Source organism: Streptomyces violaceoruber, assembly GCF_033406955.1.
GTDB classification, from domain to species: Bacteria; Actinomycetota; Actinomycetes; order Streptomycetales; family Streptomycetaceae; genus Streptomyces; species Streptomyces violaceoruber.
Genome location: NZ_CP137734.1, coordinates 673118 through 696648 on the forward strand (window position 1 = coordinate 673118; position 23531 = coordinate 696648).

At 71.5% G+C, this 23531-nt stretch carries 17 protein-coding genes; 11 read left to right on the forward strand and 6 right to left on the reverse strand.

Annotation, left to right across the window (positions count from 1 at the left end):
- Positions 1-376: 376 nt before the first annotated feature.
- The gene (locus tag R2E43_RS03250; RefSeq protein WP_259334455.1) at positions 377-4138 is read left to right on the forward strand and encodes a S8 family serine peptidase; all 3762 of its coding nucleotides are present in this window, start codon (positions 377-379) and stop codon (positions 4136-4138) included.
- Positions 4139-4177: 39 nt separating this feature from the next.
- Here R2E43_RS03250 and R2E43_RS03255 read toward each other — a convergent pair whose 3' ends face one another.
- Entirely contained in the window at positions 4178-4648 is a 471-nt protein-coding gene (locus R2E43_RS03255) for an SsgA family sporulation/cell division regulator (protein WP_030871865.1), read from the reverse strand.
- A gap of 314 nt (positions 4649-4962) precedes the next feature.
- Here R2E43_RS03255 and R2E43_RS03260 point away from each other — a divergent pair, with 314 nt between their 5' ends.
- On the forward strand, positions 4963-5250 hold the full coding sequence (locus R2E43_RS03260; RefSeq protein WP_259334456.1) for a twin-arginine translocation signal domain-containing protein: 288 nt from the start codon (positions 4963-4965) through the stop codon (positions 5248-5250).
- Here the strand turns inward: R2E43_RS03260 and R2E43_RS03265 are convergent.
- Both R2E43_RS03265 and R2E43_RS03270 read right to left on the reverse strand, forming a co-directional pair.
- Complete coding sequence (locus R2E43_RS03265; RefSeq protein ID WP_030871862.1) at positions 5180-7906, reverse strand: ATP-binding protein; 2727 nt, start codon at positions 7904-7906, stop codon at positions 5180-5182. The two genes, R2E43_RS03260 and R2E43_RS03265, sit on opposite strands and share 71 nt — an antisense overlap.
- Positions 7907-8211: 305 nt before the next feature.
- Positions 8212-8448, reverse strand: coding sequence for a hypothetical protein (locus tag R2E43_RS03270; protein ID WP_003971971.1), 237 nt, complete (start codon positions 8446-8448; stop codon positions 8212-8214).
- Positions 8449-8767: 319 nt separating this feature from the next.
- Here R2E43_RS03270 and R2E43_RS03275 point away from each other — a divergent pair, with 319 nt between their 5' ends.
- Positions 8768-9199, forward strand: a complete 432-nt coding sequence (locus R2E43_RS03275; protein WP_003971972.1) for a VOC family protein — start codon at positions 8768-8770, stop codon at positions 9197-9199.
- A 43-nt stretch (positions 9200-9242) separates the two neighbouring features.
- On the opposite strand, the gene R2E43_RS03280 is transcribed toward R2E43_RS03275, so the two are convergent.
- Both R2E43_RS03280 and R2E43_RS03285 read right to left on the reverse strand, forming a co-directional pair.
- Positions 9243-11603 (reverse strand): carbohydrate-binding protein, encoded by a 2361-nt coding sequence (locus R2E43_RS03280; protein ID WP_332055886.1) that lies wholly within the window; start codon positions 11601-11603, stop codon positions 9243-9245.
- 525 nt (positions 11604-12128) lie between these two features.
- Positions 12129-12797, reverse strand: coding sequence for a GntR family transcriptional regulator (locus tag R2E43_RS03285; RefSeq protein WP_332055887.1), 669 nt, complete (start codon positions 12795-12797; stop codon positions 12129-12131).
- A gap of 135 nt (positions 12798-12932) precedes the next feature.
- On the opposite strand from R2E43_RS03285, the gene R2E43_RS03290 reads away from it, so the two are divergent.
- From R2E43_RS03290 to R2E43_RS03325, 8 genes are all read left to right on the forward strand, one after another.
- Entirely contained in the window at positions 12933-14210 is a 1278-nt protein-coding gene (locus R2E43_RS03290; RefSeq protein ID WP_332055888.1) for an ABC transporter substrate-binding protein, read from the forward strand.
- Entirely contained in the window at positions 14207-15139 is a 933-nt protein-coding gene (locus R2E43_RS03295) for a carbohydrate ABC transporter permease (protein ID WP_210985234.1), read from the forward strand. The genes R2E43_RS03290 and R2E43_RS03295 overlap by 4 nt, the downstream gene beginning before the upstream one ends.
- A 185-nt stretch (positions 15140-15324) precedes the next feature.
- The gene (locus tag R2E43_RS03300) at positions 15325-16101 is read left to right on the forward strand and encodes a carbohydrate ABC transporter permease (protein WP_247704255.1); all 777 of its coding nucleotides are present in this window, start codon (positions 15325-15327) and stop codon (positions 16099-16101) included.
- Position 16102: 1 nt separating this feature from the next.
- On the forward strand, positions 16103-18121 hold the full coding sequence (locus R2E43_RS03305; RefSeq protein ID WP_332055889.1) for a hypothetical protein: 2019 nt from the start codon (positions 16103-16105) through the stop codon (positions 18119-18121).
- Positions 18118-18936 (forward strand): RraA family protein, encoded by an 819-nt coding sequence (locus tag R2E43_RS03310; RefSeq protein ID WP_016327967.1) that lies wholly within the window; start codon positions 18118-18120, stop codon positions 18934-18936. Before R2E43_RS03305 ends, R2E43_RS03310 begins: the two co-directional genes overlap by 4 nt.
- A complete protein-coding gene (locus tag R2E43_RS03315; RefSeq protein ID WP_161270380.1) occupies positions 18915-19856 on the forward strand; it encodes an aldo/keto reductase in 942 nt (313 codons plus the stop codon). The genes R2E43_RS03310 and R2E43_RS03315 overlap by 22 nt, the downstream gene beginning before the upstream one ends.
- 98 nt (positions 19857-19954) lie before the next feature.
- The gene (locus R2E43_RS03320) at positions 19955-20737 is read left to right on the forward strand and encodes an SDR family NAD(P)-dependent oxidoreductase (RefSeq protein ID WP_011031472.1); all 783 of its coding nucleotides are present in this window, start codon (positions 19955-19957) and stop codon (positions 20735-20737) included.
- A 9-nt stretch (positions 20738-20746) separates the two neighbouring features.
- Entirely contained in the window at positions 20747-21580 is an 834-nt protein-coding gene (locus tag R2E43_RS03325) for an amidohydrolase family protein (RefSeq protein ID WP_011031471.1), read from the forward strand.
- A 13-nt stretch (positions 21581-21593) separates the two neighbouring features.
- Here R2E43_RS03325 and R2E43_RS03330 read toward each other — a convergent pair whose 3' ends face one another.
- The gene (locus R2E43_RS03330; protein ID WP_011031470.1) at positions 21594-23531 is read right to left on the reverse strand and encodes an FUSC family protein; all 1938 of its coding nucleotides are present in this window, start codon (positions 23529-23531) and stop codon (positions 21594-21596) included.

Here is a 23531-nt window from a genome sequence, read left to right on the forward strand (position 1 = left end):
CACTGCCTGGGACCGGTTCAGCCCGAATGCCGTGACGAGGCTGTCGGCGGTCCCGCCACCACGTGTGAGCAGCTCGCGGTAGACGGCCTCCGTGTCCGCGTCGAGTCCGACCAGCGCCATCGGCGCATCGGCTTCCGCCATCGCTCTCCCACCCTGACCCCACGTGGCGCTGAAGATCCGGTGCGCCTTGCGTACCGTACGCCGGAACACTGGTATTACACACGGTGCAGTGTGTCGCGCTTGCGGGACGATGCACCTTTTGCATCGTGTCCACATGGTGACATGGCACAGAGAGGCCAGAGAGGTGCCTTTACAGCCTCGCGAGCGGGATGGCTGACTTCGATCGATCCCTGCACATCTAGTCGGTGAGGTCTCTTTGCCCATCCCCTGGTCCCGCGGACGCGGGCTGACCGTCGGCATCGCCGCCCTGTTGGTGCTCACCGCGACGGCTCCCGCCGCCTCGGCGCTCCCGGGGACGGTGCCCCCAGCGCCGCCCACCGCTGCGGCGGGGCCGACCCGGGTCCTGACGCTGATCACCGGCGACAGGGTCACCGTGACCGGCGAGGACGGGGCCGAGACCGTGCTGTCGGTGACCGATCCCCATGGCCGGAGCGGCGGCGCGCATGTGATGACGGTGGGCTCCGACACGTACGTCTATCCCGACGCGGCCGTCCCGTACCTCGGGTCGGGAGCCCTGGACGAGCGGCTCTTCAACGTCACGGAGCTGCTCGAGGACGGGTACGACGACGCGCGCGCCGATGAACTGCCGCTCATCGTCACCTACACCGACACGGCGGCCCGCTCGCTCGGCGCGAGGACGCCCGAGGGTGCCCGGCGGACCCGGGCGCTCAGCAGTATCCGGGGCGCCGCCATCTCCGCGGAGCACTCCCGTGCGGCGGACTTCTGGACCTCGCTCACCGGTACCGGGGACGCGGCGGCCGGCGGCTCGGCGGCCCGGTCGGCCACCTCCGGGGGCCGGCTGGCCGGCGGCATCGCCAAGGTGTGGCTGGACGGCAAGGTGCGGGCCACGCTGTCGGACACGACGGCGCAGATCGGCGCCCCGGATGTCTGGTCGGGCGGGAACACCGGTGAGGGCGTGGGCGTCGCCGTCCTGGACACCGGCGTCGACGCGGGCCACCCGGACTTCGCCGGGCGCATCGCCGCCACCGCGAGTTTCGTGCCGGACCAGGACGTCACCGACCGGAACGGTCACGGCACCCATGTGGCGTCCACCGTGGCCGGGACGGGTGCCGCGTCCGGCGGGGTCGAGAAGGGTGTCGCCCCGGGCGCGTCGCTGCACATCGGCAAGGTCCTCGACAACAGCGGAAGTGGTCAGGACTCCTGGGTCCTCGCCGGCATGGAGTGGGCGGTCCGCGACCAGCACGCGAAGATCGTCAGCATGAGTCTGGGCGACTCCCCCACCGATGGCACCGACCCGCTCAGCGAGGCGGTGAACCGGCTCAGTGCGGAGACCGGAGCGCTGTTCGTCGTCGCCGCGGGCAACTCCGGTCCGGAGGCGTACACCGTGGGCACGCCCGCTGCCGCCGACGCGGCGCTGACGGTGGGTGCGGTGAACGGTCCGGGCAAGGGCGTCGACCAGCTCGCGGACTTCTCCAGCCGCGGCCCCCGCGTGGGCGACAACGCCGTCAAGCCGGACCTGACCGCACCGGGTGTGGGCGTTCTCGCCGCGCGCTCGCGGTACGCGCCGGAGGGCGAGGGCGCCTACCAGTCCCTGTCCGGCACCTCGATGGCCACGCCGCACGTGGCGGGCGCCGCGGCCCTGTTGGCCGCCGAGCACCCCGACTGGACGGGCCAGCGGCTCAAGGAGGCGCTGGTCGGCACCACCGCCGGCACCCAGCGGTTCAGCCCGTTCGACGCGGGCAGCGGTCGGGTGGACGTGGCCGCCGCGGTGCGCTCGACGCTGCTGGCATCCGGTGACGCGTTCGCGCAGGCGCACTACCCGTACACTCCGGGCCAGACCGTCCGCCGGGACGTCACCTACACCAACTCCGGCCCCGCGCCGGTCGCGCTGGATCTCGCGCTGAGCCCCGCCGAGCTGCCCGAGGGCCTGTTCACCCTGTCGGAGGCACAGGTGACCGTGCCCGCCCACGGCACCGCTTCGGTCGGCGTGATCACACATCTCGACGCGGCCGAGGACAACGGCGCCTACGCCACCCGCCTGGTCGCCACCGGCGCCGACGGAGCCGTGCTGGCCCGCACCCCGGTCGGGGTGAACAAGGAGGGCCGTCGGGCGACCCTGGCGCTCACGGCGAAGGACCACCACGACAAGCCGCTGTCCGGAACCGTGATCCTCAAGGACGTCGAGCGCAACACCGCGCCGAAGGTCTACTCCGTGGACGCCTCGGGCCGCCTGGACCTCCGGTTGTCCCCGAGCACCTACTCGGTGTGGATGAACTCCGCCGTGCCCGGCGTCGACGGCACGCACACGCTGGGCTTCGCGATGTTCACCGCACCCGAGGTCGTCCTCGACGCGGACCGCACGGTCGCCTTCGACGCCGACGACCTGCGCAAGGCCGCCGCCGTCACTCCACGGGCCACGGCCAACCAGTTCCTGCGGATCGACCAGTACCGCGGCAACACCGGACTGTTCCCCTTCATGGACAGCTACGTGGCCGAGTACTGGCGCTACGACAGTCTGTGGGTCACGCCCACGCCGGAGGTGCGGACGGGCTCGTACACCTTCGCGACCCGCTGGCGGCAGCTCCAGCCTCCGCTGACGTTCTCCGCGGGCTCGCAGGCCTTCGACGACGTCACGGTCCAGAGCCGGTCGCCCCAACTGCCCGAGGGCACGCGTGCCTACCGGGCCGTCTGGGCGGGTGACGGCTCCGCGACCGAGTTCCGCGGGGCCGAGGTCCGGGACCGCGTCGCGGTCGTCCGGCGCAGCGACACCGTGGCCCCGACGGACCAGGCCGCCGCGGCGGAGAAGGCCGGGGCCCGTCAGCTCCTGATCCTCAACGACGGGTACGGGAAGTTCGACCCCTGGGCCGACCTGCCGGAGGCCGCCCCGCTGCCCGTGGCGTCGCTGGGCACCGACGACAGCGCGCGGCTGCTGGCCCGGTTCCGCGGGGCCGGCACGACCACGCTCCGGGTCGTCTCCCACCCCGTCCCCCGCTACGCCTACGATCTGGTCCGCCACCACGACGGCGCGGTTCCCCGGGACCCGTCCTACCGCCCCGCCCCCGGGGAACTGGCCCGCGTCGACGACACGTTCCGCGACACGTCCCAGGGCCGGGCGGTCGAGTACCGCCAGGACATCTCCCTCCTCGGCCAGCCGCTGGGCATCGTGCCCACCCAGGTCCGGGCCCAGGGTGAACTCACCTCGTGGGTCACCGCGGACGACGACGTCCGGTGGGTGTCCTTCGCCTCCAGGCCCGACCTGGGCCAGCGGGGCGTGGCGCGCTCGTACGAGCCGCGCAGCACCACACGGGAGACCTGGTTCGCCCCGATCCAGCACCCGCGCCTGCTCAGCGACAACGGCACCAGTGGGCAGGGCCCCTTCCGGGCCGGTGACAACATCAGCACCTCCGTCATGACCGCGTGGGGCGACTCCGGCGGGCACGCGGGCGTCGTCTGGGCGGACGGCGACACGTCCAGGATCTCGCTCTACCAGGGCGGCGAACTGCTCGGCGAGGACGTCAACGAACGGATCGTCATGGTCGGGGGTCTGTCGCCCGGTCCGAAGCCCTACCGGCTCGTGCTGGAAGGCAGCCGGAACCTCCCGGACCGCCCGTACTCGACCCGTACCCGCACCGTCTGGGACTTCACCTCGGCCACCACGGATCCCACCCGTCTCACACCGCTGCCCCTGGTGCAGCTCGACTACGCGGTGGCCGTCGATCTGTCGGGCCGCGCCCACCGGCGCACGGAGCTGATCGTCACGGCCTCGCACCTCGAGGGCGCGGCGGGAGCCGGCGCGATCCGCACGGCGACCGTGGAGGTGTCGTACGACGACGGCGCCACCTGGCACCGGACGGCGCTGCGGAAGTCGGCGGACGGCTGGACGGCACGGCTCGACGCACCGGGCAGGGCGCGGTACGCGAGCTTGCGGACGACGGCGAAGGACACCGAGGGCAACGGCGTCGGCCAGACCCTGATCCGCGCCTTCGGCCTGCGCTGAGCGCCGGGTGGTGGACATCTCCGGTCACGTGTCCCGGGGTCATCGGGACGAGGCCTCGGGTTCGTCGAACAGCTTGGAGAGGAAGGCGTCGGTTCCGAGCCGCGACGACTCCGTTCCGGCCGGGACGTGCAGGTACGTGCGGTCGAGCCACTCCTCCAGTTCCGGGACGGGCAGGCTGAAGATGGCTATGTCACCGTGTGCGTTGACCTGGAGCCACGCGGTCTCCCGGTCGGTGGGGGTGTCGGCCCACACCTGGACGTCCCCCAGGCCGCTCGTGGTGCGCAGGCCCTCGTGCAGCAGGTCACGGCCGACATGCCAGGTGACCGGTGGGGCGCCCTCGGGGGCGAAGCGGATCGTGACGAGGAGGGGGTGGTCGGGATCGTAACGGAACTCCGCCGGAACGTCCTCCCACTCGAGAGCACCCGTCAGCTGGCTGAGGCACAGGGAGAGAGGGAGGAGAGCGTGTGCGGCCGAGTGTTGTGCCTGCACACCGTGGTGGTCACCACTCATGACGGCCATTCCTTCCAGTTGAGCGATAGGGGATCACAGTCACTGTGGTCCCGGACAGCCGGAAGTTCATCCGTCGGTTGACGGTCGGACACACAGGGAGACCCGCTGGAGAGGAGCGGCGTGGCACACCAGGCCGTGGCGCGGACAGATCACTGGCGGCAAGTACCACAACAGTCCCTCTCAGGGTGGCAGGACAGTGGCACCTACGGCTAGTGTGACGGCATGTGGGCCACACGCCGATCGTGCCCGATGCGGCCGCTCGAAACATGTGACGCACACGCGCGGTGTTCCGCGACCGCTTCCAGGGGAGAGCAGTGAATCGACGTACGTTCATGGTCTCGGCCGCCGCGACGGCGGGCACGGCGGGCGCGTTGCCGGTCATGTCCGGTCAGGCCCACGCGGACACCCGGGGTCTTCCGTCGCTGTGGGATGTCGACCGTTCCGTCGTGAATCCGGAGAACGCCTACACGGTGGCCGTGGACCAGGTGCGTGCCGAGGTGGCGCAGCTGATGGGCGCTACGGAGGAGGAGTTCACCCGCCCGAGGTCGGCTGGTCGTCTCCGAGCGCGGCCAGCGCCGCGGAGAGCCTGCCGCGGCTGGTGATGCCCAGGCGTGGATAGATCCGGTACAGGTGGGCTCCGACGGTCCGGTGCGAGATGAACAGGCGCTGGCCGATCTCCCGGTTGCTCAGCCCCTGCGAGGCCAACTCGGCGATCTGCCGTTCCTGGACCGTCAGACTCTCGCCCTTGCTCGGGCGTCGACGTCCGTCCGACTCCCCCGCGGCCCGCAATTGCTCACGTGCCATGTCCGCCCAGGGCTGCGCACCGACGCGGTCGAACTCGTCCCGTGCGAGCCGCAGGGGCTTGCGCGCATCCACGTTCCGACGCTGTCGGCGCAGCCGCCGGCCGTGCTGCAGATGAAGTCGGGCCCGCGCCAGCGGCCACGTGTCCGGCAGAGCGGACAGCGCGGAGTCGTAGCAGTCCTCGGCGGTGTCGTCCGGAGCGAGGACTGCCGCACTGTAGGTGCGGGCGACGATCATCATTTCCGAGGGCAGCCGGTCGGCCAGCTCCGGCAGCTCGACCAGCAGCTCTCGCGCCTGTTCGTTCCGGCCCGCGGCCGCCGCCGCGTCCACCAGGTCCGGGACGAGCAGCCAACGACTGGTCGAGTGGTAGTGCGGGTCGGTCTTGTCGAACGCACGCGCGAGAGCGTCGTACGCCTCCACGGCGCGGCTGTCGAACAGGGCGAGGAGACCGTCGACCTGCTGCGCCATGACGCTCGCGAAGGGCATGACGGGGAAGAGGCTGTGCGCTCTCAGCTCCCGGACGCTCCGAGCCGCGGCTTCGCGCTCCCCCCGCAGCACCGCCGTGAGCGCCGACGTGGCCTTGAGGCCGAGCCACACGATCCACTCCCCGGTCTCCTCGGCGAGCGCGATCCCTTCCGCGGACTCTTCCCGGGCCTGGGCCAACTGCCCGAGGTAGAGACGTGGCCAGGATCCCGCCAGGGATCGCGCGAGCAGCCCGAGACGGCCCTGCGAACGCCACACGGACGCCGCCTGGGCCAGGTAGCGAGTGGCACGGCCCACGTCACCGATGGCCATCGAACCGCTGCCGAGGTAGTGCAGCAGCCGGCCGTCCTCGCGGTCCGGCCTGAGCTTCTCGAGCCGTGCGATCAGGTCGGTCCCACGGCGGTACGGCTCCGTATAGGCCCGCACCGTCAGGACGTGGGGGGCGTCCGGGTCGGGCTTCCACCGGTCCAGTTCGGCGGCGGCCTGGGCACGCACGCGGGCGTCGCCGTCCTGGAAGAAGCATCGGGCGGCGGCACGCCACAGCAGGTTCTCGGCGACGCTCGTACTGCCGACGTCGAACGCCCCCGCTGCCGCGTCGATCATGTCCTGGATGCGGCGTTGCGGCTCATCGGGCTCGAACGCGGCCTTGTCGGAGACCAGCATGAGGCGGGCCCGCTCCGTGGGGCCCGGCTCCGCCAGGTCGGCTCTGTTCAGCAGGATCTGGGCCTGGACACGGTCGTTGATCTCGCTGGCCAGCTCGGCCGCACGGACCAGCAGACCGGTCTGACGGCGTGGGTCGTGCACCAGCTCGCCGGCCTGGCGCAGGGCCGGTACGGCCGCGGCCAGTTGGCCCCGCTTCTGGGCGTCGTCCGCGAAGCGCTCCAGTTGGCCGGCCAGGTCGTCGTCCGGCCCGAGTGTGGCCGCTGCGAGGTGGACGAGCCGCCGCCCAGGTGATCCCTCCAGCGTCTCGGCCAGGGCCCGGTGGGTGGACAGCCGGTCGGCGACGGTGGCCCGCGTGTAGATCGCGGAGCGCATCAGGGGATGCCGGAACTCGGGTGTGCGACCGGTCAGAACCACCAGTCCGGCGTCGACGGCCTCCTGCAGGGCGTACACGGTCACTTCCGAGCCCGCGAGACGGCTTGCCACGTCGAGGAGCTGGTTCAGTGGTGCGGTGGGCTCCGCGGCAAGGACCAGGAGGAACGTCCTGCACTCGCGGGTGAGCGAGTCGGTGCGGGAGGCGAACGCGGTCTCCAGTCGCTGGGTCAGGGGCAGATCGTCGAGCGGGGGCGAGATGCCCTGCGCCGCCCTCGGCAGTTCGACGAGCGCGAGAGGGTTGCCGGCGGCGCGCTGCAGGATGCGGGCCCGCACCGCGTCGGCCAGGCCCGGGGCGTCGGCGTCGAGCAGTTCGGCCGCCGCCGACGGGGAGAGGGGCTCCAGAACGAGTTCGGCGTGAGTGCCCAGGGTGTATGTGCCCGGTGACGAGGTTCTTGCCGCGCCGATCATGAGGATGGGGAGGTCCCGGGTACGCCGGGCCACGAATCCGAGCACGTCACGGCTCGACGAGTCGACCCATTGGAGATCATCGACGAGCAGCAGGAGGGGCTGGCGGTCGGCGGCGTCGGCGAGCAGCTCGAGCACCGCCATCCCGACCCGGTAGATCTCGGGTTCCCCATCGCTGGCCCCGAAGGCTCCGCCGAGGGCCTTCCGGTAGGGGGCCGGCAACGTCTCGGCTCCGCCGAGAACCGGTTGGAGCAGCAGGTGCAGCGCGGCGAACGGCAGCCACTGTTCGGTCTCGACGCCGGAGGTGCGAAGGACTCGGACCCCCTGGTCCGAGGCATGAGAACCGAACGTGCGCAGCACGGAGGATTTGCCGACCCCGGGGTCTCCGCGGACCAGCAGAGCGCCGCCCTTGCCTGCCACCGTGCTCGATAGCAGGCCGTGCAGGACCTCCAGCTCCTCGTCCCGACCGATCATGCCGTGGGCACCGATGCCGGTCCGGACGAAGCGCCCCTCAGGCGCATCGAGGTCGGCCGTTCAGCCGCCGTTTCTCTTCGTATCGGGCTCAGCGTCTGCTGCACACCTCTGATATCGGCCACGGTTCCGGATTTTACCTGCCCCTGACCTCTTCCGTTGAGACGGGTCCGGCTCAGTCAACAGTCGAATGACTGCCTGATGACTCTCTGCCCACGACTCCTGCGCACGGGGTCGTAAGCGAGGGACGCCGTCGGCCCACCGACCGGGTCGGTGGGCCGACGGCGTCACGGTGTGAACCGAAGCGGCTACCGCTTCCAGAGGTACCAGACGCCGGCCTCGTGGTCGTTGTCGCAGTAGTAGCTGCCGCCCGGGTCGCCGCTCTGGTAGACGACCTTGACCGCGAGGCACTGAGCCTGCGTGTCGTAGAGCCCGATCATGGTGTCGGCGTGCGCGGCTGCGGCTCCCCCGAGCGTGACGCCCGTCGCACCCAGCGCGACGAGGCTCGCGGAGACGAGTTTCTTCTTCCAGCCCAGAGATGGCATGTGTGACTTTCCCTTTCCTCGGCAGTGCGGCGCCGGTGGCATGCGACGACGCAGGAACAACATGTGACACCGTGTCACATTGATCAACAGGCCGGCAAGCTCATCTCTTGCGTTGCACGGGTTACCAGCCACGAGTGGCCGATTCGGTACCTCGGCCCCGCAGGACGCCTCCACCATCGGTTCGTCTGCCGCAGGTCGGGGCGGTATCCTGCGACACCGTGTGATGGTGGCCGATGGCGACCACGCACTCGAAAGCGCGGGTTATACCGCCTGATCCGATGGCACCGTTCCACGGTGAGACGTAAGAGAGTGACGACAAGTGGATCTCAAACTGGAAGTCCTGGTGCTGCCCGTCTCCGACGTCGACCGGGCGAAGGCCTTCTACGAGGCGGTCGGGTTCCGCCTGGACGCCGACCACGTCACGGACGAGACCTACCGGGTCGTCCACATGACACCCCCGGGTTCGCCCTGCTCGGTGCTCTTCGGCACCGGCGTCACCCTGGCCGCCCCCGGGTCGTCCAAGGGCCTCCACCTCGTCGTCTCGGACATCTTCGAGGCCCGCGACGAGCTGGTCGGCCGGGGTGTGGAGGTGGGCGAGATCTATCACGACACCAGCGACATCTTCCACCGCTGCACGGGCGAGAAGTGGCTCCGCGGACCCGACCCTCAGCGCCGCAACTACTGCACGTACGCGGACTTCTCCGACCCGGACGGCAATGGCTGGGTCCTTCAGGAGGTGCCCAACCCGTAGGGCCTCGTCGTGCGTCTCGTTCGTGGGCCCCGCCCTCGGCGCGCTACTGGGGGATCACCTTCTCCACCGAGAAGTGATCGATGTTCGCGACGCCCGGAGCGGTGCCGAGAGCCTTGAGGTAGACGTCGTGCGTGCCGCTGGTCGGCGTGATCGTGAACGTCTGGTCCAGGTACGTGTCCCAGCCGCCCGTGTTCTCCACCCGCACCGTGCCGACGACCGGGCCGGTGGCCGAGTCGAGCCGCACCTCGAACCGGCCGCCCGCGTACGGCCGCTCGCTGCCGATGCTCGCGACCAGGAGATTCCGGCCGGTGCCGAAGTCCACGTCGTCGTAGCGGACCCAGTCGCCGCCGTCGAAGCCGCCGAGGACCGATCCGGTTCCCGCGGCGTGCGTGGCGACGCCGCTGCCCTCCGCGTACGACTCGGCCTGGACCGTCGTACGCTGCACGGCCACTCCGGCCTGCCACGGTGTCGCACCGTACTGGTAGGCGCCGGCGCTGGGCTGCGGGTCGGTGTAGCCGTCCGTGGCCGGGGGCCGCACCAGGCCGTAGTTGCGTGCCGGTGAGGAGGAGCCGAGGGTGTAGTCGTGGTGCGCGGGGTCCGTGAACTGCGGACCGTCGGCCATGGGCAGGTTGTGGGTGGAGGACACTCCGGCCATGGTGTCGGCGTCGCCGATGTTGTTGGCCACCTCCGTGTCCGAGTAGGTGCCCGGGAAGAGGCTGACCGACTTGCGGTCGGTTCCGCTGGTGTTGTTGTGGACGCGGTTGCCGCTGGTCGTGCCGCCGTTGGGGTTGATCAGGACGACGCCGTACGTCGTCCGGTTCCACGCCACGTTGTCGTAGACCGTGGCGTTGTACGTGGACAGGTCCAGGTACACGCCGGGCGCGGGTGCGCTGGCCGCGAACAGCGCGGCGTCGTGGAGCTCGTTGTGGTGGATCTCGGTGCCGGCCAGGTTCACCTGGCAGCAGATGTAGATCGCGCCGACGTCCACGACCAGGTTGCCGTAGTCGGACAGGTCGTTGTAGGCGATCTCGTGGCCGGAGGCCGTGGTCCCGGCGACCTTGTTGTCGATGTTGATGTTGCTGCGGCCGCTGTTGGTCACGGTGTTGTGCGTGATCGTCTGGTCGCTGCCGAGGACGTTGATCCCGGCGGCGTAGCTGCCGCGGTAGTCGACGCGGGTGATGAGGTTGTTGGTCACCGTGTTGCCAGAACCGGCCAGCAGCACCCCGTTTCCGGCGCTGTAGTCGATCCTGCTGTTGCGCAGGGTGTTGGCGGTGCCCTTCAGGAGGATTCCGCTGGTGGTCTCACCCGCCGTCAGCACGTCGCAGGGGTCGGCGGGCGTGACCTTGCCCGGGTCGACCTTCAGGTCCATGTAGTGGGACACGTAGCTGGCGTCGATGCCGTCCAGCACGTTGTGCGTGGAGGTGGACGAGGTGGCCACCGTGGCGGCCCGGACACCGAGGCCGACGACGGACACGTAGGAGCGCCCGGACAGGTCGACGGCGACATTGCGCTGCTTGGCCTCGACGGTGTGCCCCGTCGGGCTCGCACCGTCCGGCATCCACATGTAGAGCCGCTGCGCGTCGGCGTCGTAGTACCACTGGCCGGCATGGCTGAACGCCTGGAGCTTGCCGGTGAGCGAGTAGAGGTTCTGCTGGTTGGGGCTGAGGCCGACGCAGGAGGAGGCCAGCCCGGAGGCGGTCACGGAGCCGACCGCGGACGAGGTGACGGTGCCCGTCTGGCTGACGAACCAGTTGTGCGAGGTCAGGCGGGCCCCCTTCCAGTACCCGACGGGCTGGGTCAGGGCGTCGTCGTACAACGTGTCGTCGGTGCCGGCGTCCGCGGAGTTGTAGTCGGGGCGCGTCGGTTCGGTGCCCGGGTAGGGCCACTGGGCCTCCCCCAGCATCGTGCCGTCGACGAAGAGCTGGTTGCCGGGCAGGGCGGGGTTCAGGGTGAGGTCGGTCCGGTATATCTTCCCGGCCGTGGCGGCCGTGGCGAAGTCCGAGCCGCTCAGTGTCGGGTCGGCGGCCTGTAGTGCCGACAGGTCCAAGGCGCTGACCTGCGCCCATCCGTCGACCGGGGCACTGCCGTCGAGGACGACGCGCGCACCGGGGGCGGCGCGGAACGTGATCCGGGCGGACGCCGTGCCGTCGCGCGGCGGCGTCAGGGTCTCCCGGTAGGTTCCGGCGGCGATCACACAGGTGTCGCCGGCCTGTGCGACATCGGCGCACTGCTGCACGGTGCTGAACGGGGACTGCTTGGTACCGCGGTTCGCGTCGGAACCGGTGACGCTCACATAGCGCGTGGTGCCCTTCGTGTGTGCCGATACCGGAACGGCGGCCGTCAGTGCGGTGAGCACCGTCGCGGCAGCGGTTCCGATGACCAGAGCACTACGTCTCCAGTACATGGCTCTCCCATCGCCTATCGATAATCGCGAGTCGGCGATCAATATAGGTCCCGGGACGCGATCGCGTAAGGCGTCGGAGGCGTGGGTCTGTGAGGGGTGTGCGGCGCGGACGACGCAGCGGGGCACGGCGCGGCGTGAGTGACACCCGTCGCCGCGGCGGAGGCCGGGCGGACCGCGGTGACAAGGAAGGTGGAGGCCGCGCACGACTTGGAGCCCAGGGGCGGCCGGCCGTCGGCGACGGACGGAGGGTCAGGGACCGCCAGAGGGGCACGAACCGCAGGGAGCGGTACGAACGCCGGGGGCGCCGGGACCGTCCTGGACCGGCGGGCCGATCAGCGGGCCATGGACCGTCCCCGTGAGAGGGCCCGCCAGTCGGGTCGACGGGGCAGGCCGGGGCGGGGAGAGAGACGGCGGACAGCGCGGGGCGGCTCAGATCTCTTCGGACCGACGGGCCCACGACCGGCTCACGACCGGCCCGCGACCGGGTCGGGCCGGGCCGGAAGGCGCCCCGCGTACACGCTCCGCTCAGCCGTGGCCGTGATCGTGACCCAGAACGCCCTCGTCCCCCCGGGCGTGCGCGGCGAACGCGGCGGCCGCACGGTCGGCGTCGGCCGACTCCAGGGTCTCCAGAAGGACGCCGTGCTGGACTGCCATCTCGGCCCAGTCACCGGTGAACATGGGATCGGAGACCACGCGCAGCGCACGCAGGCTCGGCTCCATCAGGCTCCAGATGCGGGACAGGAACGGGTTGGCACTCGCTTCGCACAGGATCCGGTGGAAGGCGATGTCGGCGTCCCGGAAGCGTCCGATGTCGCCGGCCTCGGCCGCTTCCCGCATGTCCTGCACCTTGCCGCGCAACGCCTCGACGGACTCCGGTTCGGCGCGCTCGGCGACCGCGCGGGCCGCGAACTCCTCGATGATGACCCGCACCGCCCGCGCGGCGTCGGCGTCCTGCGAGGACACGTCGGCCACGAAGCTGCCCCGCCGCGGGATGTGGTCGGCCAGGCCCTCGTGCACCAGCCGCTTGACGGCTTCCCGTACGGGCGCCTGGCTGACCCCGAGATCACGGGCGATCTCGGCTTCGACCAGCCGGTCGCCGGCTTTGAGGTCCCCGTTGACGATGAGACCCCGCACCCGGGTGTACACCTGGTCGGACAGCAGTACCCGGGTCAGCGGCTCACCGACGCCCGCCATGACGGCCCCCTGTTCGTAGAACGTCTTCGCATCTTATCGATGATCGTGTGTCTGTGGGTTGCAGACTCTTGACAACCGCGTAACAGGAGTCATCATATCGCCTATCGATAGAACATAATCGATAGGGAGGGCGACATGGCCCGGAGAAGATCCATCAACGCTGCGGTAGGCATCCTGTTGGGCCTGGCCCTGACCACCGCGTGCGGCGGCAGCGGCGGGTTCGAGGCGGACTCGGCCGCCGACCCGGACTCGGGTGCCACCGGCACCGTACGGATGCTGGTGAACATCACACCGAACCTGACCAAGGGGTACTGGCGGGAGCTGGTCGCTCCCTTCGAGAAGGCCAACCCCGGAATCAAGGTACAGATCGACTCGCCCACGGCCGCCGACGGCTCCGTGGACAGCACACTGCAACAGCTGCTGGCGGCGGGCAACGCCCCCGACGTCGTCGAGGGCTCGCACAACGACAAGGTCCTCCCCTATCTCAGGGACCTGTCCGACCTGGGCTGGGCGGCCGACGCGCCCATGGCGGACGCCCAGCGACTGGACGGCCATTTGTACGACGTGGCGATCGGACAGCAGGTGCAGTCCCTCGTCTTCTACAACAAGAAGGCCTTCGAGAAGGCCGGCATCACCAAGCCGCCCGCCACCATGCGGGAGCTGACGACGGCGATGCGGAAGCTCAAGTCCGCCCGGTACCTGCCCATGCAGACGGCCGGGGAGTGGGTCACGCAGGCGCAGGTCATGATGCTCTTCGCACCGACGGTCACCACCGGCGAGCCCGACTGGTTCAAGCAGGCCTCCGACGGCAGGCGTTCCCTCGGCACCGACCTCGGCCCGGCCATGGACCTGTACAAGGACTGGCTGGACGAGGGCTATCTGGACAAGCAGGCCCTGGGCACCAAGTACGCCGACGCGGAGACCGAGTTCCTGTCCGGCAAGGCCGCGATGTACCCGATGGGCTGCTGGTTCGTGGCCGCCGAGGCACAGGCGAAGAAGGACTTCGAGGTCGGCGTCTTCGCCTCGCCCCAGCTCAACGACGCCTCCACCCCGAGGCTCTCGGTGACCCCCGGGGCCAACTACCGCATCTTCAAGGCCGGCGAGCACCAGAAGGCCTCGGAGAAACTCGTCCAGTTCCTGACCACCGACCGCGCCGCCGTGGCCGGCCAGCTCAAGCAGGACTCCTCGTTCCGCACCGGGTACCCCTACAAGCTCTCCCCGCTGGCCGACGAGGTGCAGGCGCTCCTCGACAAGTCCCCCAACCACCAGGCCATCGCCGGCAGCGGCGAGTACCAGATGCCGACCGGCTTCGAGGCCGAGCAGAACAAGCAGGTGCAGAGCCTCTACACGGGCGGCGACGCCGCCGACGGGCTGAAGAACGTGGACACCTGGCTGAAGGCGCACACGAAATGAGTCTGCCCACCACTTCCCGGCCGGCGCGGGCCGTGCGCGACCTGTTCGCCACCGCCCGCGGCCGGGACCGGCTGACGGGGCTGCTCATGACCGCTCCCGCGGTCGCGCTCTTCCTCGTCATGATGGTCGTGCCCCTGGTGCTGTCCGGCTATCTCAGTCTCACCGACTGGGACGGCTACACGGCACACCCCGCGATGGTCGGGCTCGACCACTACCGCGCCCTCCTGGACGATCCGGAGGTCCGGCAGGCGGCCTGGATCACGGTGCTGCTGGCGGTGATCGGCACCCTCGCCGTCAACGCCGTGGGACTCGCCCTGGCCCTCGCCATCTCCGCCCCCGGCCGCACCAACACCGTGCTGCGGACCGTCTTCTTCTACCCGTACGTCATCAGTGCGCTGATCATCGGCTTCCTCTGGTCGGCGCTGCTGTCCACCAACGGCGCGGTCAACAGCGTGCTGCGCGCCGCCGGGCACGCCGGACTGCCGTTCCTGTCCCAGCCCGGCTGGGCGCTGGCGAGCCTGATCGGGGTCGTGGTGTGGTCCGGCTTCGGATTCACCCTCGTGCTGTACATCGCCGGACTGCACACCGTCCCCGCCTCGCTGCTCGAAGCCGCCCGGATCGACGGCGCCGGCCGGTGGCGGATCCTGCGCAGTGTGACCCTGCCGATGATCGCGCCGGTCGTCACCGTCAACGTCGTGCTGACCCTGGTGACCCTGCTGCGCTCCTACGACCTGGTCCTCTCCCTGACCGGAGGAGGCCCCGCGGGCTCCACCCAGACCGCCGCCTACCTGATCCTGGCCCAGTCGTTCCAGAACAACGCCCTGGGATACGGCTCCGCCCAGTCGATGGTGCTGACGCTGGTGACCGGCATCGCCGCGCTGGCGATCACCTTCCTGCGGCGCCGCGCCGACGAGAGAGCGGGGGCCTGACCATGCCCGCCGAACCCACCACCAGCCCCCGCCGGCCCGTCATCGGCCCAGTGGCCCCCGCCACTGCTCCGAACCGGCGACCGCGGCGCCCGGCGCCCGCCCCGCGGACGCGACGGCGCGCGAGCGGCACCGTAGCGGGAACCTCGCTGTGGCGGCTGCCCCTGCTCCTCGTGTCCGCTTCGTTCATGGTGATCCCGCTGTGGCTGCTGGTCGTCAACGCCTTCAAGTCGGAGCAGGACATCCGCGACTCCCCGTTCGGCCTGCCGCTGACCCGGCTGAGCCTGCGGCCGCTGCGCGACGCGTTCGCCAACCCGGACTTCGACGTCGTACGGGCCTACGGGATCACCCTGTTGTTCGTGCTGCTCGTCAACGTCCTGTCCCTGCTGGTGTCGGCCCCGGTGTCGTACGTGATCGCCCGCGGCACCACCCGCTGGCACACGGCGCTGCTGCTGCTGTTCGTCGCCGGTACGTTCGTCCCCAGCCAGGTGCTGCTGATCCCGGTGGTCTACGTCCTCAAGTACCTCGGACTGATGGGCACCGTCCCCGGCTTCGTGCTCTTCGAGACGGCGCTGACCCTGCCCGTGTCGGTGTTCCTGTACAGCGCCTACATCCGGACCATCCCCAGGGAGCTGGACCAGGCCGCGTCCGTGGACGGCCTGGGCCGGCTGCGGACCTTCCAGCTCGTCGTGCTGCCGCTGATGCGTCCCATGGTCGCCACCGCCGTGATCCTGCACAGCCTCAGTGTGTGGAACGACTTCGCCAACCCGCAGATCATTCTCGGCCCCGGCAGCGGCCTCTACACGGTCACCACCGGGGTGTACGCCGCGGTCGGCAAGTACTCGACGCACTACGCCGTGGTCTTCCCCAACCTGCTCCTCGCCGTCGCGCCGGCACTCGCCTTCTTCGCGATCATGCAGCGGCACATCATCAGCGGCCTGACCTCCGGCGCCCTGAAGGGCTGACATGAGCGCACGACACGACATCCCCGCCACCGGGGCGAACTCCGTCGGGACTCCGCCGTCCGGCGGCACGGCCCCCGAAGCCCGCCCCGTCGAGATCACCGCCACCCTGCCCACCGGGCCGCCGCCCGCCTGGGCCGTGCTGCAACGCCACCTTTTCGACGAACTCGACTCAGCCTGGCGGCTGTTCGGCGATCGCTACACCGAACCCGACGGCCGGCTGCGCTTCTCCGGCGCCATTCCCGACCGGGACGGCGCCGACGACTTCTACGAGGCGTTCTTCAACTGGCCCGCCCTCTATCGCCTGGGCGGCGCCGACGACCTGCTGCCCGCGGTCAAGCGCCACTGGGAAGGAGTCACCGCACAGCTCACCGAACTGGGCCTGTACCGGGACGAGTTCGAGCGCGGCTACGACTGGTTCCACCAGGGCGAGGCCCTGCTGATGTTCTACGGCATCTGCGCCGCCGACCCCGCCGACCAGCGCTTCCGCGACCGGGCCCGGCGCTTCGCCGAGCAGTACCTCCCGGGCAGCGCGACCGGTAACTACGACCCCGCCACCAGGACCCTGCGCTCCCCGCACAACGGCTCGGACGGCCCCCGGACCGGCCTCGGCCCGCAGTGGGACGACCGGTTCGGGCACGAGCAGCGGGGCATGCGCCCCTATGGTCTGCCCCTGCGCGACGTCCCCGGCATCACCTCCTGGGACGACCTGGCCGACGAGGACAACGCCGTGCGGATGGGCCACGCGATGCGCGATCGGCTCGGCCGCGGCGACACCGCCGTCGACCTGGCCGCCACCGCTCTCGTCGTCAACGCCTGGCTGTACGACCACGACCCGCGCCTGGCGGACTGGGTCCTGGAATACGTCGACGCCTGGCGCGAGCGCGCGGCCGCCGTCGGCGCCATGCCCGACAACGTCGGACCCTCCGGCGAGGTCGGCGAGGACCACGGGGGCCGCTGGTACGGCGGCCACTACGGCTGGACCTGGCCGCACGGCGTGCACTCGATCGGGGCGGCGACGCTGGTCGGAGCCATCAGTGCCGGCATGCTCGGCCGCGCCGACGCCCGGCTGGACCTCGCCCGGCGGCCCCTGGACCAGGTCTGGGAGCAGCGCCGCACCGCCATGCCGTACGACACCGGCGCGACCCGCCGCCCCGGCTGGGCCCACGCCCTCGGCCTGGGTGCGGGACGCACCGTCAACGCGCTGCCCACCCGTGTCGGCCCCGAGGGATGGTTCGACCACCAACCCGCCCAGGTCGCCTACTGGACCTGGCTGTGGTGGTTCGGCATGCGCGACGAGGACCGCGCCCGTCTGGACCGGGTCCGCGAACACTCCGGCTACGACTGGCGGGAGGTGCACGCCTTCCGCGACAAGGAGGAGGCCGGGCACGAGGCGCCGTGGCTCGCCTATCTCGACGGCGACAACCCCGGCTACCCCGAGCGTGCCCTGCGCATGGCCCTCGCCCAGGTCGCCCACCGCACCGCCCTGATGACGGCCGAGGACGCCGACGCCGACAGCGCCGACCTGCACAAGTGGCAGCGGGTGAACCCGGTGGTCACCGAGGTCCTCACCCAGCTGACGACCGGAGCACCGCAGACTCTCTACAACGGCGGTCTGCCGCTCGCCCGGGTGCGCTACGACGACCTGGACGCCGCCCGCCCCGGGCTCCCCCGGGACGTCGCCGCCCTCGTCGAACACCTCGACTCCACCGGCACCACCGTGCAGTTGGTCAACCTCAGTACGGTGCACACACGCCGACTGCGGCTGCTCGCGGGCGGCTTCGGCGAGCACCTGATCACCGAGGCCCACTGGACCGGCGGCGGCGAGCACTATCCCGGCGACTCCCACGACTACCACCTGCCGGCCGGCCCCGAGACCGAGCACTCGGTACCGGTCGACGACAACGGCCTGCACCTCGTCTTGCCCCCGGGGCGCCGCATCCGGCTACGGCTGGACATGCGGCTCAACGCCCGCCCCTTCGCCCACCACATATCCCCCACGACCTTCCGGAGAGCCCGATGACCATGTCACTCCCCCGTCCCGCGGGCCACGAGGCCGACGGCGCCGCCGCGGCCGACGCCAAGCCCGTGTGGGACCTGCCCGTGCACGGTGAGCCCTGGGAGCGCCCCGACGGCGAGCTGGTGCGGAGCCTGAACCGGGTCAGCTCCGCCACCGCCTGTGCCAAGCTCCACGAACTCGGCATCCGCCGCAGCTATCTGTCCGGTCCCACCGCCCTGGACCTCGGCAACAAGGTGACGGGCCCGGCCCGCACCCTCCAGTTCATGCCGCAGCGCGAGGACGTCGCCAGCGGCCTGGCCCAGGAGTACGTCGAGCGCAGCACGGCCCTGTGGGCGGTCCTCGAGGAGGTCCAGCCCGGCGACGTCCTCGTCGTCCAGGCCTACGGCAGCGCCTTCACCGGCTGCCTCGGCGACATGCTGGTGCGTTACTTCAAGCGCAAGGGCGGCGCCGGCATCGTCGTCGACGGGCGTATCCGGGACGCGCCCCGCGTCCGCGAACTCGGCGTCCCTATCTGGTGCACCGGCACCACCCCGCACTACGCCTCCCAGTCCGAGCTGTTCCCCTGGGCCTACGACGTGCCGGTGGCGGCGGGCGGTGTCCTCACCCTGCCCGGCGACCTCGTCGTCGCGGACGACGACGGCGCGGTGGTGGTCCCGGTGTCCAAGGCGCAGGAGATCGTCGACAGCGCCTTTGACCACGAGCAGTGGGAGGAGTTCAGCCGGATGCGCATCGACCAGGGCGCACGGCTGTCGGACTACTACCCCCTGAGCCCCGACAGCAGGGAGGAGTACGAGCAGTGGCGCGCCTCGAAGCGGTGACCCCGGCCGACGGCCGACGGCTCGCCCTGCCCCGCTTCGGCCTCGGGTGCGCGCCGATCGGCGATCTCTACCACGAGGTGGATCCGGACGTCGCCGCGGCCACCGTGCACGCCGCCGTCGACGGCGGGGCCACGCTGATCGACACGGCTCCGCTGTACGGCGACGGCCTGTCCGAGCGACGCGTCGGCAGGGCGCTGGCCACCGTGGACCGCGCCCGGTTCCAGCTGTCCACCAAGGTCGGCTGGCAGATCGCCGAAGGCGCCGAGCCCCGGCACGCGTTCGGCCGCGACGACGTCCTGCGCAGCCTCGAAGGCAGCATGGAACGTCTCGGTGTCGACCGGTTCGACGTCGTGCACGTGCACGATCCCGAGGACCATCTCGACGAGGCGGTACGGCATGCCGTGCCCGCGCTGCTGCGCCTGCGGGACGAGGGAGTCGTCGGCGCCGTCGGCGCCGGGATGAACCACAGCGCGCCGCTGGCGGAGCTGGTGCGGCGCACCGACCTGGACGTGGTGCTGATCGCCGGCCGCTACACCCTGCTGGAGCAGCCCGCGCTGGCCGGCCTGCTGCCCCTGTGCGCCGAACGGGGCGTCGGGGTGATCGCCGCAGGCGTGTTCAACTCCGGGCTGCTGGCGGACCCCCGGCCCGGCGCGCCGTACCACTACCACCCGGTACCGGACGACGTGCTGCGGCGGGCGCTGGCGCTCGACGACGTCTGCGCACGGTACGGGGTGCCGCTGCGGGCCGCGGCCCAGCAGTTCCCGTTCGGACACCCGGCCGTGGTGTCCGTCGTCGTGGGCGCCGCGTCGCCGCAGGAGGTGACGGGCAATCTCGAGCTGGCCGGTCAGCCGATCCCGGCCGCAATGTGGGCGGAGCTGCGCGAGGCGCACCTGCTCGACCCGGCCGTCCCGGTGCCGTGACAGCGGGCGCCGGGCCACAGGTGGACACAGGGCCAGGGCCAGGGCCAGGGCCAGGGCCAGGGCCAGGACCGACCGAAGACCATGGGGAGAGAGCACATATGACAACGACCGGTTCCGCACTGTCCGGCGCGCTGCCCTTCGCCGGTCTCACCGCGCTGGTCACCGGCGGCGCCTCCGGGATCGGCCTGGCCACCGCCCGGCTGCTCACCGCCCAGGGCGCCCGCGTGGCCGTCCTGGACCTGTCCGAACCGCAGCCCGCCGGCTTCGCGGCGGCCCTGCGCGCGGACATACGCGACGACGCCTCGGTGGTGGCCGCCGTCGACGCGGCGGTCTCCCGGCTCGGCGGACTCGACATCGTGGTCAACAACGCGGGGATCGGGGCGCAGGGCGGCGTCGAGGACAACTCCGACGAGGAGTGGCACCGCGTCCTGGACACCAACGTCGTCGGCATGGTCCGGGTCACCCGGGCCGCGCTGCCCGCCCTGCGGGCCTCCCGGCACGCGGCGGTCGTCAACGTCGGTTCCATCGCCGCCACCGCCGGGCTGCCCCAGCGGGTGCTGTACTCGGCCGGCAAGGGCGCCGTGGTGGCGATGACCCGGGCCATGGCCGCCGACCTGCTGCCGGAGGGCATCCGGGTCAACGCGGTCAACCCCGGGACCGCGGACACGCCCTGGATCGGCCGGCTGCTGGACCGGGCCGCCGATCCCGCCGCCGAGTACACCGCCCTGGCGGCCCGGCAGCCGCACGGCCGCCTGGTCGCCGCCGACGAGGTCGCCGCCGCGATCGCCTACCTCGCCTCGCCGGCCGCCGGGTCCACCACGGGCACGTGCCTGGCCGTGGACGGCGGCATGGACGGCCTGCGGCTGCGCAAGGAGGGGTGAGCCGGCTCCGTGCGCGTCGACGCCCATCATCATGTGTGGGACCTGGCCGTCCGCGACCTGCCGTGGACCCGCGGCAGTCCGGTCCTGCACCGCACCTACACGGCCGACGACCTGCGCCCGGCCCTGCTGCGGAACGCGATCGACGCCACCGTCGTGGTGCAGACGTGTGCCGTGGCCCAGGAGACGGCGGAACTGCTGGCCCTGGCCGCCGACGACCCGCACACGAGGGCGGTCGTCGGCTGGGCCGACCTCACCGGCCCGGCCCTCGCCGACCGCCTCGCCGCGCTGCGCGAGGGCCCCGGCGGCCGGGCCCTGGTGGGCCTGCGGCACCCGGTGACGGACGAGGCGGACCCGGACTGGCTCGACCGGTCCGAGGTCCGCCGCGGGCTGCGGGCGGCCGCCGACGCGGGCCTCGTCCACGACCTGCTCGTCCGCCCGGACCAACTGCATGCCGCGGTACGCGCGGTACGGGAACTGCCCGAGGTCCGCTTCGTCCTGGACCACGCGGGCAACCCGGTGACCGACCCGGACGCGTTCGCCGTCTGGGCGGGGCACATGGCAGCTCTGTCGGTCTGCCCCAACGTCGCCGTCAAGCTGTCCGGTCTGGTGACCCGCACCACCGGGGATCCGGTCCGCGCACTGCGTCCGTTCACCGACGTGCTGCTGTCCGCCCTGGGTCCGCGGCGTCTCATGTACGGCTCGGACTGGCCGGTGTGCCTGCTGGCGGCCGGGTACGACGAGGTGCTCGCGCTCGCCGAGACCCTCACCGCGGGTCTCGGGACGGAGGAACGCGAGGCGGTCTTCGGCACCACGGCCGCCCGCTGGTACGGCATCGGCGCCTGACCGCCGGCGTCGGTCAACGAGGTCCGGCGAGTGATCTGGCTGCCGCGACCTCGTGGCGCACCGGGTCCAGAACACTGTTCGCGGGACTGGTCGGGTGGCGGGGCAGCGTCGTCGTGCCCTCGGGTTCCCGAAGATGCTCCGCCAGCTCACGCAACTGCCGGGACACCTGCCGGGTCTCGGCCGCGGACGGGGACGGCGCACCGTGATGAACGCTGACGCGGGCTGCGGTGGTCGCGTCCACGATGCGCTCGACGGCGATGACCAGTGGCCACCAGGCCGCCGCCCGACGGCCCGTGGGCGGTGGCTCGGTCAGGGCCCGCTGGAACTCGGTGCGAACGGTGGAGAGATCCCGGTAGAGGCGGCGGCGCATACGGGTGCGGTCGGACGGGTCGACACCTGCACCGAAGGCGGCGTCCACGTAGGCAGCCGTGTCCGTGACGGCTTGGGCCAGTCGGTGGCCGACTCGGGTGCCCCAGCTCTCGGGCCACAGGAGGTACCCCGCGACGACCACGATCGCGCAGCCCAGCAGCGAGTCGAGCAGGCGGGGCAGCAGGAGATCCGTGCCGTCCCGGTTGAGGACGTCCGACAGGAGGAGGATCACCGGGGTGATCGCCGCGGTCTGGTAGCCGTACCCGCGTGGCGACAGAGCCGGAATCAACACCGCCAGGCCCGCCAGGACGGGCACGTCCCACCAGCCGTGCGGCACACCCGCCAGCACCGCCGCCGCCAGCAGGAGTCCGGCGACGGTGCCCGTGGCCCGCAGCACCGCCCGGGAGAACACCGACCCGTAGTCGGGCTTGAGGACGAAGGTCACGGTGAGAGCGATCCAGTAGGAGCGCGGCACCGGGACCAGCGACACGAATCCCTGCGCGAGGGCGATGCACAGGGCGAGGCGGAGCCCGTACCGCCAGGAGCCGGCGGACAGGGACGCTTCGCGCACCGCGCGTGCCGTGCGTACCCTCAGCCGGGTCGGTCCGCTGGTGCGGTAGTCCAGGCCCCACGGGTCGACGTCGGGGTCGGCCACCACCTCGGCAGCGTGCTGCAGCGCGTGTTCGACGGCGCGTCCGGCGTCGGTGGTGGGGGCGGGCAGGGCCGGTCGCCTGGGCTCCGTGCGGCCCGCCTCGATGTCGTCGGCCAGGAGCCGTACCGCGTCGGGCACCTCCGGTGGCAGGGCCCGGGAGGCGAGGAGGAGGGTGGGCGCCGCCTCGGCCACGGGGTTGATGGCGTTCAACTGGGTCACCAGGCGGGTCAGTTCCCGACTGCGGGCGTGATGGCGGGCTCGACGGGCGAGGAGAAGGTCGTAGGCGTGGTTGAGTGCGTGGGTGACCTCGGTGCGCGCGGCGCCGTACCGGTCGGGGTCGGTGCCATGGGCGAGCAACTCGGCGACGGAGCGGTAGGCCGCCGCGACCGACGCGCGCTCCGCGAGGCCGGCTCGCAGGGGCCAGGCCAGCAGCGCCAGTACGAGCACCCCGAGCCCGCCGAGACTCAACAGGACCGGTGCGGTCCACCAGTCGCCGGGGAGCGGAAGTCCCGCACCGATCACCGCGTTGAGGAGCAGCAGCAGTCCGGAGGACGAGGCGACCGTACCGATCGTGGAGATCATTCCGGACATCAGGGCGACGGCCGTGAGGGTGGCGACCGTGACCCAGCCACTGTCGTAGACGAGTGAGCCCACCACGACGCCGGCCGCTCCGGCCACCTGGGGAACGGCGATGTTGAGCACGCGCAGTCGGTAGGCGTCGGCGGTGTCCCCGATCACACCGTTGAGAGCACCCAGTGCCGCCACCGCACCGTAGGCGGGGTGCCCTGCGGCGATCCCGACCGCCAGCGGCAGGGACAGGGCCACGGACGCGCGGGCCATGGCCGCGCGGTTCATGGGTGCGGGGTGGGCTTCAAGATTCCGGACGAGCCAGTCGGGAGGAGCCGGACGCCCGGAACGTGCTCGTTCCAT